General features: G+C 31.3%; 12 protein-coding genes. 7 read left to right on the top strand and 5 right to left on the bottom strand.

The genetic code is table 11. The features are described 5' to 3' along the window. The first annotated feature begins 6 nt into the window (after positions 1-6). Entirely contained in the window at positions 7-1,380 is a 1,374-nt protein-coding gene (locus N2251_RS01820; RefSeq protein ID WP_260584977.1) for a RagB/SusD family nutrient uptake outer membrane protein, read from the top strand. Positions 1,381-1,465: 85 nt separating this feature from the next. Continuing rightward, positions 1,466-2,203: a 23S rRNA (guanosine(2251)-2'-O)-methyltransferase RlmB gene (rlmB, locus tag N2251_RS01815; protein ID WP_260584976.1), complete on the top strand. Its 738-nt coding sequence runs from the start codon at positions 1,466-1,468 to the stop codon at positions 2,201-2,203. A 36-nt stretch (positions 2,204-2,239) separates the two neighbouring features. Here rlmB and N2251_RS01810 read toward each other — a convergent pair whose 3' ends face one another. Continuing rightward, positions 2,240-2,998: a rhomboid family intramembrane serine protease gene (locus tag N2251_RS01810; protein WP_312025077.1), complete on the bottom strand. Its 759-nt coding sequence runs from the start codon at positions 2,996-2,998 to the stop codon at positions 2,240-2,242. Between the two features lie 22 nt (positions 2,999-3,020). Between N2251_RS01810 and N2251_RS01805 the strand changes: the two genes are divergently transcribed. Next, positions 3,021-4,292: a replication-associated recombination protein A gene (locus tag N2251_RS01805; protein WP_260584975.1), complete on the top strand. Its 1,272-nt coding sequence runs from the start codon at positions 3,021-3,023 to the stop codon at positions 4,290-4,292. Positions 4,293-4,339: 47 nt separating this feature from the next. Here the strand turns inward: N2251_RS01805 and N2251_RS01800 are convergent, their stop codons facing one another. The 4 genes from N2251_RS01800 to radC form a co-directional block, all read right to left on the bottom strand. Next, a complete protein-coding gene (locus N2251_RS01800) occupies positions 4,340-5,089 on the bottom strand; it encodes a hypothetical protein (RefSeq protein WP_260584974.1) in 750 nt (249 codons plus the stop codon). Between the two features lie 82 nt (positions 5,090-5,171). Beyond that, entirely contained in the window at positions 5,172-5,849 is a 678-nt protein-coding gene (locus N2251_RS01795; protein ID WP_260584972.1) for a YjjG family noncanonical pyrimidine nucleotidase, read from the bottom strand. Positions 5,850-5,877: 28 nt separating this feature from the next. Beyond that, positions 5,878-7,182, bottom strand: a complete 1,305-nt coding sequence (locus tag N2251_RS01790; protein WP_260584971.1) for a polysaccharide deacetylase family protein — start codon at positions 7,180-7,182, stop codon at positions 5,878-5,880. 35 nt (positions 7,183-7,217) lie between these two features. Next, on the bottom strand, positions 7,218-7,904 hold the full coding sequence (radC, locus tag N2251_RS01785; protein WP_260584970.1) for a RadC family protein: 687 nt from the start codon (positions 7,902-7,904) through the stop codon (positions 7,218-7,220). 97 nt (positions 7,905-8,001) lie between these two features. On the opposite strand from radC, the gene trkA reads away from it, so the two are divergent. The 4 genes from trkA to N2251_RS01765 form a co-directional block, all read left to right on the top strand. Beyond that, positions 8,002-9,348 (top strand): Trk system potassium transporter TrkA, encoded by a 1,347-nt coding sequence (gene trkA, locus N2251_RS01780; protein ID WP_260584969.1) that lies wholly within the window; start codon positions 8,002-8,004, stop codon positions 9,346-9,348. After that, positions 9,348-10,847 (top strand): TrkH family potassium uptake protein, encoded by a 1,500-nt coding sequence (locus N2251_RS01775; protein ID WP_260584968.1) that lies wholly within the window; start codon positions 9,348-9,350, stop codon positions 10,845-10,847. Before trkA ends, N2251_RS01775 begins: the two co-directional genes overlap by 1 nt. 140 nt (positions 10,848-10,987) lie before the next feature. Then, positions 10,988-11,644: a phage tail protein gene (locus N2251_RS01770; protein WP_260584967.1), complete on the top strand. Its 657-nt coding sequence runs from the start codon at positions 10,988-10,990 to the stop codon at positions 11,642-11,644. Positions 11,645-11,742: 98 nt separating this feature from the next. Beyond that, a partial coding sequence (locus tag N2251_RS01765) for a hypothetical protein (RefSeq protein WP_260584966.1) occupies positions 11,743-13,257 on the top strand: 1,515 nt, incomplete at its 3' end.

The raw sequence follows: 13,257 nt of genomic DNA, 5'->3' as shown, positions 1-13,257 counted from the left end.
CAAAAAATGAAAAAAATAATTTATTTTATTGCTACAATAGTACTACTAGGTGGTATGGTAGCATGTAATGACAAGGATTTAGATCCTACATTAGCTCAAGACAAGGATTTAGAATCGAATGTTAATACTTATGAAGATCTCTTAGGTATTATAAATGGAGCGTACAATCGTATTTCTGGTCAAACATATTACGGTAGAGACTACATTATTATTAATGAAGTTAGAAGTGATAATGTTTATTCAAATGCAAATTCAAATAGATTTGTAAAAGAAGGTCAAATGGATTTGTTACCTACAGAATCTGGAAGTCAATGGACACAGATATATAGAGTTATTGGTTTAGCTAATATTGTTATTAATCAATCTGGAATTCAAGGAGATGCCACTAAAATTAATCACCTAAAGGGTCAAGCATATGCAATGCGTGCGTTAGCTCATTTCGATTTAGTTAAATTATATGGTCAACAACATGTAAGTGGAGGTGATAGTACTTTAGGAGTACCATATATGACTACTTTTAGAGATCCATCTAACTACTTTCCTAGTAGAAATACTGTTACTGAAGTAAAAAACTTAGCTATTGATGATTTAAATACAGCGCTTACTTTAATGAGTGCTTCTTTAAACGATGTATCTAAGCAAACATTAACTACTAATGCTGTTAATGCAATAAAAGCTAAAATAGCTTTATATTTTGGAGATTTACCTACAGCAAGAGATGCTGCTTTATTAGTAATTAATTCTGGTGATTTTTCAATTGTTGACGAAAACGACTTAGCTAGTACTTTTAGTACAGATTCAGCACCTAATTCTGTATTCGAGGTTGCTGCAAATGCTACTGATAATATTGGTATTAATGGTTTAGCTAATATATACAGAGGAACTAGTTATGGAGATATTGTTGGTCTACAAGATTTAGTAGATATATATGATGCTGGTGATGTTAGAGGAGGAGCATCTTTTATTTCAACAGCTGGAGGAGAAATAAGAAACATAGGAAAATACCCTACTATGAATACTTTTGATGATAATATTTCTGTCATTAGATACGAAGAGGTTGTTTTAATATATGCTGAAGCTATTATGGTTGAAAATCCTACTCTTGCTTTAACTCACTTAAATAGTATTCCTTCAAAAAGAGGAGCTACAACATATGCAGCTGTTACTTTGGATAATATCCTATTAGAAAGAAGAAAAGAATTTGCTTTCGAAGGTATGCGTTTTCATGATTTAGCTAGAACAGGAAAAGATATCCCTTTAGTTGATGCGATTAATCAAACTCATGGAGGAGTAACCTATGGAGCTTATAATTTTGCTTACCCTATTCCTGATTTAGAGACTGGTGTAAACTCTAATGTTGTACAAAATTTTGGTTTTTAATTAAAAAAATTGTATAACATAAATTATTAAAACCACCTCTAACGAGGTGGTTTTTTTATACCATAAATTCTAGTACATTTGCAGCATGGAAGAAAACACGACTATTTTTGGTATTAGAGCAATTATTGAAGCTATTGAAAGTAATGCATCAATTAACAAAGTATATTTACAAAAAGGACTTAGAGGTGAGTTGTTTTTTGAATTAGATAAATTATTAAGAAAAAACAAAGTATCAACTAGTGTAGTTCCTACTGAAAAACTTGATAGATTATCAAAACACAGTAATCACCAAGGAGCAGTAGCAAAAATTTCTCCGGTAGATTTTCATGATTTAGAAACATTGATTGAAACGACTATAGCCTCTGATAAAATGCCTTTATTTTTATTATTAGATCAAGTATCTGATGTACGAAATTTTGGTGCCATTATTAGAACTGCTGAATGTACGGGTGTAAACGGAATTATCATTCAAAAAAGTGGTAGTGCTCCAGTAAATGCTGAAACGATAAAGACATCAGCTGGTGCAGCTTTTAAAATTCCTATTTGTAAAGTAGATCATATTAAAGATGCCATGTTTCAATTACAAGCTGCCGATATAAAAATGGTAGCTGCTACCGAAAAAACAGAAGATGCTGTTTTTGATGTTGATTTTAATCAACCAATGGCAATTGTAATGGGTTCTGAGCACAAAGGTGTAAGTACTTCTGTTTTAAAAATGGTAGATTATAAAGCCAAATTACCTTTACTTGGTGAAATTGAATCTTTAAATGTTTCTGTTGCCTGTGGAGTATTTTTGTATGAAACACTAAGACAAAGACAATAATATAATTTTTAAAAATCCTGCTTTTTGCAGGATTTTTTATTCCTCTTCTTTATAAAAATAGGTGTAACTGATTTCTGGTAAATCTTTCTCTTCGTTTATTACTGGCGGAATGTAATTTCCGTTTTCATCAAACATATCATCAAATTCAGTTTTAGAAAACTCATGTTTTTCTTTTACAATACCTCTTTTTCTGTAAACTATTGCTAAAACAAATCCGGCTATTAATCCAGATAAATGCCCCTCCCAAGACATTCCTTCTTTAATTGGTAATACATACCAAATCATGCTTCCATATAGAAAAATAGTTATTAGTGAAACTGCTACTAATCGATAATGTATTTTGATAATACCACTAAAAAAAATAAAACTAAAAAGCAGGTAAACAATTCCACTAGCTCCAATATGATAGGATTTACTGGCAATAATCCATGTTAAAAAACCTGTAAACAATCCTCCAAATAATAAAACTCTTACTGCAACCTTATTATAAAAATAAAAAAGACATGATGAGAGCACAAACAAAGGAACCGAATTATTAAAAAGGTGATACGTATCACCATGAATGAAAGGAGCCATTAAAACACCTTTTAAACCACCTAAATTTCTGGGTGATACTCCGTATTTATTAAAATTGAATCCGAAGGTAATTTCTATCCAATAAGTAAACCAAATCAAGAAAACGAAAAGGAACGGCATACTAAAAATACGGTTCGAAAATTTTAATTGAGTAGTTGTTTTCATCATCATTAAAATAACAAAAATAAATCCAAACAACAATTTCGGAAGATCTGTCATAAATCTTTTATATTTTTACCGTATGAATGAACCTTTGGCAGAAAGAATACGTCCACAAAATTTATCAGACTATATAAGTCAACAACACTTGGTGGGCGAAAACGGAATTTTAACCAATCATATTAAACAAGGCATTATTCCTTCTTTAATTCTTTGGGGGCCTCCTGGAATCGGTAAAACAACATTAGCAAATATTATAGCCAATGAATCTGACCGTCCTTTTTATACGTTAAGTGCCATAAGTTCGGGTGTAAAAGATGTGCGAGAAGTTATTGAAAAAGCAAAAAAAAGCGGCGGTTTGTTTACGCAAAAAAATCCAATTTTATTTATTGATGAAATCCATCGTTTTAGTAAATCCCAACAAGATTCATTACTCGCTGCTGTAGAAAAAGGCTGGGTTACCTTAGTAGGAGCAACTACCGAAAATCCAAGTTTTGAGGTGATTCCTGCCCTACTCTCACGTTGCCAAGTCTATATTTTAAATTCATTCGACAAGGATGACTTAATTGCGTTATTGCATCGAGCAATAGAAAAAGATGAATTTATTTCACAAAAAAAAATACACTTAAAAGAAACTGAAGCTTTATTACAAGTCTCTGGTGGTGATGCTCGTAAATTATTAAACGTTTTTGAATTATTAGTTGCCGCAGACAATGAAATAGAGATAACTAATGAGCTTGTTTTATCTAAAATTCAAAAAAACACCGTTCGTTATGATAAAACAGGTGAACAACATTATGATATTGTATCTGCTTTTATAAAATCAATAAGAGGTAGCGACCCAAATGGTGCTGTATATTGGTTGGCTAGAATGATTGAAGGTGGTGAGGATGTTAAGTTTATAGCAAGGAGAATGCTTATCGCGGCATCTGAAGATATAGGAAATGCAAATCCTACCGCTTTTATTATGGCTAATAATACATTTCAGGCAGTATCTGTAATTGGGTATCCAGAATCTAGAATTATCTTAAGTCAGTGTGCTGTATATTTAGCTAATTCAGCAAAAAGCAATGCCTCATATATAGCTATTGGCGAAGCTCAAAACTTAGTTAAAACAACAGGTGACTTATCAATTCCGTTGCATTTAAGAAATGCACCAACCAAATTAATGAAAGATTTGGATTATGGTAAAGATTATCAATATTCACATAATTATGCCGGTAACTTTGTAGATCAAGAGTTTTTACCTGACGAAATTAAAAACACAAAATTATACGAACCAGGTAATAATCCTCGTGAAAATCAATTCAGAGAATTATTAAAAAAACGTTGGAAGGATAAATATAACTATTAAAAAAAGCGAGCTATCCAGCTCGCTTTTTTAATTCATTTAATATCATATTAAAATTTTATTTGATATTTTTTAATGACTTGTACGTTCTCTTTATAATATTCAGCAATCCAAATTGCATTATTTTTATAAAGGATTCCGTTTTTATTTTTGATAACAAAAACATCTTTTATATTCGTTTTCAATAATTGAAAAACAACTTCGGGTTTCGTATTTACTAATTGATATCCGTTAGCAGTTGATTGCGCATATAAATTTGCTATTTCAACCTCTTTATTTGTGTTTACAGAAACAGGTTTATTAACAACTATTTTGGGTAAAGCAACTACCGCTGGTATATTTTCATTAACAACCTCAATTTTTTCTTTTTTAAGAGGTGTGTATTTATAATTTAAACTTTTAATAGTTTTAAATGCATTACGAATCGATTCTTGGTAGGCTCTTTTGTATTCTTTTTGCTTACTTTTTCCTACTACAGAGGTAAAGACAACATTATTAAAACAATCTCGTAATTCTACAAATGTTTTCGTTGAAAACATACCAGATGCTTCTTTTATGACCCCTCTTAACGCCAAACATCTGTCTTTAGCTAAATCATTCGGTAATTTTTCATCTTCCAAAATAGCTGTAAAACCATATTTATTAAATAAAAACTTAGTTAATGAACTTGTTTGATATTTATCATTCTTATTTAAAAAATCAAATTTATTGGGTACAATTACGTATTTGTAATTATTCACTTTTTTTTGCGCAAAAATTGATGTCGTTAACATCAGTAAAATCAAAAATATTTTCTTCATTATAATTCTTAATTAATTTAAACTTAAAATAATAGTATAAGTATCAGCAATATCGGTTATTTTTAATAAACTATAAATCGTATTATACATATTTTTTTAATGCTAGTAATGATTCAACACTTAAAATGCCTTGTTTAGTATTTGTGTCGTTCGTAAAATGAATAGCTAACATCCCAATTTTTAATGCACCCATAACATCAGCTTCATAACTATCTCCTATCATTAAAGAATTTTTTGGAGTTGTTTTTGCCTTCATTAAAGCAAACTCGAAAACTTTAGGGTTTGGTTTTTTTACGCCCACACTTTCCGACGTAATTACTTCTTTAAAGTATTTAGCTATTCCTGATTTTTGCATCTTCAAAATTTGAACTTCTTCAAAACCATTTGTAATTATATGCAATTCATATTTTTGTTTTAAATATTCTAAAACCTCAATAGCACCTTCAAATAAATGATTGTGATTAGGTAAATACTTTATGTAATCTTCAGAAATTGTATTGATTAAAGTATCAGAAATTGTATAATTTACAGCGTTAAAAGCATCCTGTAATCTACTGTATCTTAATACCGATTTTGTAACTTTATCTTCTCTATACAATCGCCAATATTCAAGGTTTATAGGCATATACACTTCTAAAAATTCCACTATTTCTAATTGAATCTCTTGTTCTTTAAAAATTTGTTGGAAAGTTAGTTTTGAATTTTTATCAAAATCCCAAAGTGTATGATCTAAATCAAAAAAAATGTGTTCTATATTCATATAAAAATATAATGCTTACTAAATTTAATTAATGTCTAACTATTTTCAACATCGAGCTATATACTCGTTTCCATCCGCGCCATCTTTGATAATTACTTAAACTTTCATTATGAAAAACAGTGATAAAAACACCGTTAACAGCTTTAACCTCATTCTTTAAATCTCTAATTTTACCTAACGATTGTTTTGGTGTTAGTTTCATATAATCGTTTAAAGTGGTGTCAATTAAAGCAAAAGGAAATATTTTTAAGGGTGTTTGAATTTCAAATTCTAAATCATAAAAATAAAACGGCGTACAAGTGCTTGCTCTAAAGCCGGTATGACTTGCATACCCCATCGAGTAATCTTCTTCTATTTCTAAATCGATTAAATTCTGATATGTTTTTGGTAGTGATAATCGTAAATAATGCTGACGAGAACGTTTAATCGGCATATTAATGATATTTTCTAATCGTTCTTTCTCTTTTTTTAACAATAAATTATTTTCTCTTGTATAATACGATGGATGCAAGCCTACTCGTGCATAATCAACCATGTCTTTTATTAGCAACTTAAATTTTCCTTTTGAGGCTGATACGTTTGTATCAAAAGTGGTATAATCTCCTATTAAAAAGAAAAAAATAGTTCTAACTTCATATATCTTTTTTAATTCTACAATCGATTTAAAAGTATTAAACGGATCTCGCTTTATATTGAATAAAACTGCAAATCGATCCCAAATTGTAATTATTTTAAATTGTGATCCATCTTTTAAAAACCCGCCCATTGTTCGTACAAAACTCTTGTATTTGTAGGCAAAAGCATTGTCTACATCAATTGTAGAAATGTATTTATATTTTCTTGTAGCGTGTTCATAGTCTGGGAACTTAATTTTTAATATTTCTAAAAATTTATAGGCCCAAATGTCAATAATAGGTTTTTCTAAAAAACCAGATTTAAAAGCGATACTTTCCGTTGCCATAAAACGAGTATGTACATCTTTTACATGTGGTAAATATTCTTCATACCTAGAAATTAGATAAAAACTTGCAGCAAAAATATCGAACGGAATTTCTGATTGCTCATCTGTTGAAAAAAAGCAAGGAAGGTTATCCCATTTTTTTACATTTATTTCGAAATTTTTAATTCCTTGTTGAAATAACAATTCGTTACTTTTTACAAAAAATTCTTTTCCTAAAGCTACATTCGTATACGAAAATTTAGGCCCATTATAGGCTACAAACTCTTCTACTTTACCTGTAAAATTAATCGGTATTTTTAAAACCCGTGTAAAAACATGTTTAAAAACATAACGAACACGAGGCGTAATTTTATGAGTATAAATAAGTATCATAGTCTATAATAAAAATTGTAGCAAAATATAAACGACTATAAAATCCCTTCATCTGCAAAGCTAAAATACGCTTTTTCGGTAATTATTAAATGGTCTAAGAGTTTTATATCTAAAGTAACACCGGCTTCTTTTATTTTATTAGTAAGTTCAATATCAGAGCTACTTGGTTTCATTTTTCCTGACGGATGATTATGTGACACAATCACACCAACTGCTGATAATTTTAATGCTTTTTGATACAATAATCGCACATCAACTAGTGTTGCCGTAAAACCTCCTTTACTTAATTGATGTTTTGCCAATACTTTATTTGAATTATTTAAATATAACACCCAAAATTCTTCATGCTCTAAATCGCCCAATAAAGGTTGTAATATGGTAACAGCATCTAGCGAGCTCTTTATTTTTGAGACAACCTCTCTTTCTTCAAACTGTCTTCTTTTTCCGAATTCTAAAGCTGTGATTATCGAAATCGCCTTTGCCTCTCCTATTCCTTTAAACATCATTAACTCTTCTATCGATAATTTCGCCAATGCATTTAAATCATTATTTACTGATTTTAATATTCTCTGAGAAAGGGCAACTGCACTCTCTTCTCTATTTCCAGATCCAATAAGAATGGCAACTAACTCAGCATCTGACAAAACTGATTTACCTTTCAACATCAGTTTTTCACGCGGCCTATCATCTAATGCCCAAGATTTAATTGATATTTTATTCATAGCCTCCTGTTTATTAATCAGATATAAATATAATTCATTTTTTGCACAACCCAAAGAAGCACAGTATCTTTGCATTCTATCCTTTTCAATTTTATATATGAAAATTATTATAGCCGGGGCTGGAGACGTAGGTTTTCATTTGGCTAAACTCCTTTCTTACGAATCACAAGATACTTATGTGATTGATTTTGATGGCGAAAAGCTAAACTATATCAATAATCATTTAGATGTTATAACCAAAAAAGGAGATGCTACCTCTATTAAATTATTAAAAGAAATTGGAATTGGTTCTGCCGATTTATTATTGGCCGTTACCGAAAGTCAAAATACCAATTTTACGATCTCTGTTATAGGGAAAGCTTTAGGCGTAAAAAAAACAATTGCTAGAATTAACAATCCTGAGTTTTTAAAAAATGATAGCATCAATTTTAAAGATTTCGGAGTAGATTTTATGATTTCTCCAGAAGCTTTGGCTGCTGAAGAAATAAAATTATTATTAAATCAATCTTCCTTTAACGATACCGTAGCTTTTGAAAATGGTGTATTTAACATCATGGGAACAACCCTTAGTTATAAATCTCCAATATTAGATTTAACAGTTAAAGAAGCAAAAGATAAATTTAGTTTAGTTGATTTTATTACCATCGCTATAAAGCGAGAAGGAACTGCGCAAACTATAATTCCTCGTGGAGATACCGTTTATAAAATGAACGATCAAGTTTATTTTTCTGTTCCAAGTTATAGCATCTCTAAGCTCTACCCTATTGTTGGTAAAGAGCAAATAAACATTAAAAATGTAATGATTCTTGGTGGTAGTAGTATAGGTAGAAAAACTGCTAGAAGCCTTTGTAAAGATAATTTTAAGGTAAAGTTAATTGAGCGTAAAAAAGAAAAAGCGTTAAACCTTGCTGAAGATTTAATGGATACATTAGTGATTCATGGTGATGGTAGAGATTTAGAACTTTTAGAAGAAGAAAATATTAGAGAGATGGATGCTTTTATTGCCGTAACTGGTGACTCTGAAACCAATATTATGTCTTGCTTAGTTGCTAAATCTAAAGGCGTTAAAAAAACGATCGCTTTGGTTGAAAATATGGATTACATCAATATTTCTCAAACAATAGGAATCAATACGCTTATTAATAAAAAATTAATTGCCGCTAGTAATATTTTTCGCCACATTCGTAAAGGAGAAATTTTAGCATTAGCCAACTTACATAATATTGATGCTGAAGTTTTTGAGTTTGAAGTACAAGAAAATGCTAAAGTAACTTTAAAACCTATTAAAGAGTTACGTTTTCCTAGAGAAGCTGTTTTTGGTGGAGTAATTAGAGATGGAAAACCACACATGTCTTTTGGTAGTTTTCAACTACAAAGTGGTGATAAAGCAATTGTTTTTTGTTTGCCAGAAGCAATATCAATTGTAGAAGATTTATTCAACTAATGGAAAACCTTAATCTAAAATTAATTTATCGATTTTTAGGAATAACAGCTATTCTTAATGGGTTGTTTATGTGGTTTTCGTTACCTTTTAGTTTTTATTATGATGAAATTTCTAAATGGGGAATCTTAAACGCTGGTATTATTACAATAGCGATTGGTTTAATTCTTTATTTTTTTAACAAACCTGACAATAAAAAAATTCAAAAAAAAGAAGGCTATCTTATTGTTACCTCCGGGTGGCTTATTTTATCAATTACAGGAATGCTTCCTTATCTTTTATCTGGCAGTATTCCTTCAATAACAAATGCCTTTTTTGAAACTATTTCTGGCTATTCAACAACCGGATCCTCTATCTTAACAGATATAGAATCTATGCCTAAAGGAATCCTCTTTTGGCGTAGTGCTACACATTGGATTGGTGGTATGGGAATTATTGTACTTACCATCGCAATACTACCTTTATTGGGTATTGGAGGCATGCAATTGTTTATGGCAGAAGCTCCTGGCCCATCAGCAGATAAATTACACCCACGTATTACTGATACCGCTAAACGATTGTGGCAAATCTATGTATTGCTTACCGTTGTTCAGTTTTTGCTTTTAAAAGTAGCAGGTATGAATTGGTTTGATGCCATTAATCATGCTATGGCAACTGTTAGTACCGGTGGTTTTTCAACAAAAAATGCAAGTGTTGCCCATTGGAACGGAACACCAATGATACAATACATTATTATATTTTTTATGTTTGTAGCAGGTACCAACTTTGTACTTACCTACTTTGCTTTAAAAGGAAAAGTTCGTAAAGTAATTCAGAGTGAAGAATTTAAATATTATTTCTTCGGTACAGTAATCATTGCTGCGATTATTGCAATAATGATCCTTTTTTATCAAGATCCAGCATTACAAACATCTATTCAACATCCAATGGTATGGGGAGCAACCGAAAGCGCTATAAGACACTCTTTGTTTTCTGTAATTTCAGTAGTTACAACAACCGGATTTGTAAGTGCTGATTTTACGATGTGGAGCTTTTTTGTAACAGCAATGTTTTTCTCATTATTTTTCTTAGGCGGTTCTGCAGGATCTACTTCTGGAGGTGTAAAAATTGTTCGACATATTGTAATGCTTAAAAGTAGTTTTTTAGAGTTTAAAAAATCACTACATCCTAATGCTATTGTACCTGTTCGTTACGATGGTAAAGCGGTAAAACAAAAAATTGTTTTTAACATACTCTCTTTCTTTGTTTTATACATGTTAATTTTTATTATAGGAACTGTAATACTAACTTTTTTCGGATTAGATTTATATTCTGCCTTAGGAGCCTGTGCTTCTTCTTTAGGAAATATTGGTCCAGCAATAGGAACAGTTAGTCCTGTAAGTAATTTTAATCATTTATCTATCGCAGCCAAATGGTTTTGCTCATTTTTAATGCTGATAGGAAGATTAGAGCTTTTTACTGTATTAATTTTATTTACTCCTTTTTTTTGGCGTAAAAATTAATGTTTTACAAAGAATAGCACCTTTATACCTTTTTTAACCTCTTTTATACTTTTAACTTATACGCTCAAGGTTTTTTTTTACAACCTCACATTATCTATTGTTAAATTTGGTTACTATAAACTAACTAAACTTTACTAAAGATGAAACTAAAAATCAAATTAACAGCATTACTTTTCATTTGTTTATTATCAATATCAAATATTTCTGCACAACAAGATGGCTTTATAGGAGAGATTAAAATGTTTGGTGGAACATTTGCACCAAGAGGCTGGGCTTTTTGCGATGGACAATTATTAGCTATTAGCTCTAATACAGCGTTATTTTCTATACTAGGCTGTCAGTATGGCGGGGACTGTAGAACGACTTTTGCTTTACCAGATTTTCGTGGTAGAGTTGCCATAAGTGCAGGGCATGGACCAGGTTTACAAAATTATCCTCAAGCATCAAAAGGTGGAGCAGAATTTAGAATGTTAACAGTTGCTCAAATGCCACAACATAATCATACTTTATCCCTATCTGGCTTAACGGGTGCAGTTAACATTCCTGTAAATACAGAAGTGGGTGATGAAGATGCATCAAATCCTGGCGTTGGAGTATTAGCTAATAATACTGGAGATCGTTTTGCTTCTGAAGCCACTCCAAATGCTAAGTATGGGGGGCAAACTATTCCTGTAACAGTTGGAGGAAATGGAACAGTTGGACTGAATGGTGGTAATCAAGCTTTTGATAACAGACAACCATTTACTACTGTTAGATACATTATATGTTTACAAGGTCAATTTCCCTCTAGAAGTTAAAATTAAAAACTTATTATCATTCACCTTTCAAATACGAAAGGTGAATTTTATTTATAAATCACTATCTTTATGCTAATTACAAAACAACAACTACAATTATGGAAAAAAAAATTACCTTAAATACCAAAATTTTTAGTTTTCTATTTATTTTTTTAGGAATTCTAAATACCATTAGTCAAAATGATAATGGTCAAATTGATGCCCCAGGTGACATTGCCTTTGTAGCCTATCACGATAATGACGACGGGTTTGCATTCCTTCTTTTAGATGACTGTCCTAATAATACTTCAATACGCTTTACAGACGATGAATGGAATGGAACCACTTTCGTTACTCCAACTGGTGAAGGAGAAGTTTTATGGACAAATAACACTGGTAATACAATTACAAAAGGAAATATTATAAATATTACAGATGCAGATGATAATAGCGGAGGAATAACAGCTAGCTCAGGAACAGCTTCTGAATCTGACCCTGGTTTTTCAACTGCAGTTATAGATGAACTTTTTGCCTTTACAGGAACCAGAGCCGCTCCAGGAACTTTTCTTGCTTTTATTGGTGACATAAACGATAATTCATTAGCCAACACAGGGCTAACAGATGGAGTTACTGCCAACATAATTACTGAAGAGGGATATTATAATGGCTCACCTATTTGTAATGGAAGCTTAACGGATTGTGCTGCTCTAATTAATACTTCATCTTCAAATTGGTCTTTTGGAGGATATTCTTTCCCTACAACTGTTCCTAGCTCATTCAGTGGCTCTACCTTTAACGGTGGTACACCAACTGTAAGTAGTGTTAGTTCTTCTACTGCAAACGGAACATATAAAGTAGGTGATGTTATCGCGATTATTGTTAATTTTAGCGAAAATGTTACAGTAACAGGAGCTCCACAAATTACTTTAGAGACTGGTGTTACAGACCGTACCATTAACTATACTTCTGGAAGTGGTACAGACGTATTAACATTTAATTATACAGTACAAGTTGGTGATATAAGTGCTGATTTAGACTATATATCTACTGGTGCTATATTATTAAACGGAGGAACAATTCAAAACGGTTCTGGTACTAATGCTGATATAACATTGGCTACACCTGGTGCTGCAAATTCTTTAGGGGCAAATAAAGCTATTGTTGTTGATGGTAAAGCACCAACAATAACTTCTGTATCTATTCCTAATACTTCTACTAAAGTTGGTGATGCAATTACAGTAACTATTACTGCTAGTGAAACTGGACTTTTATTAAATGCTGGATTTATTAACGGAGTAACTGTATCTGGCCTTACTGATAATGGAGGTGGTAATTATACCACTACTTATACAATAGTAGAAGGAAATACTGATAGAGCTGCTGGAGACGATATTCCAGTTAGCTTTACTTTAACAGACGCTGCTGGTAATAACTCTGATGCTTTCACTACAGCTATTAGTCAAAACGCAGATGCTATTGATGCGAATAGCCCAACAATAACTTCTGTATCTATTCCTAATACTTCTACTAAAGTTGGTGATGCAATTACAGTAACTATTACTGCTAGTGAAACTGGACTTTTATTAAATGCTGGATTTATTAACGGAGTAACTGTATCTGGCCTTACTGATAAT

The sequence above is a fragment of the Tenacibaculum haliotis genome, assembly GCF_025215075.1.
In the GTDB taxonomy this organism is placed as follows: domain Bacteria; phylum Bacteroidota; class Bacteroidia; order Flavobacteriales; family Flavobacteriaceae; genus Polaribacter; species Polaribacter haliotis_B.
Note: the sequence above shows the minus strand (reverse complement) of the source record. Positions and strands in the feature narration are given on the sequence as shown.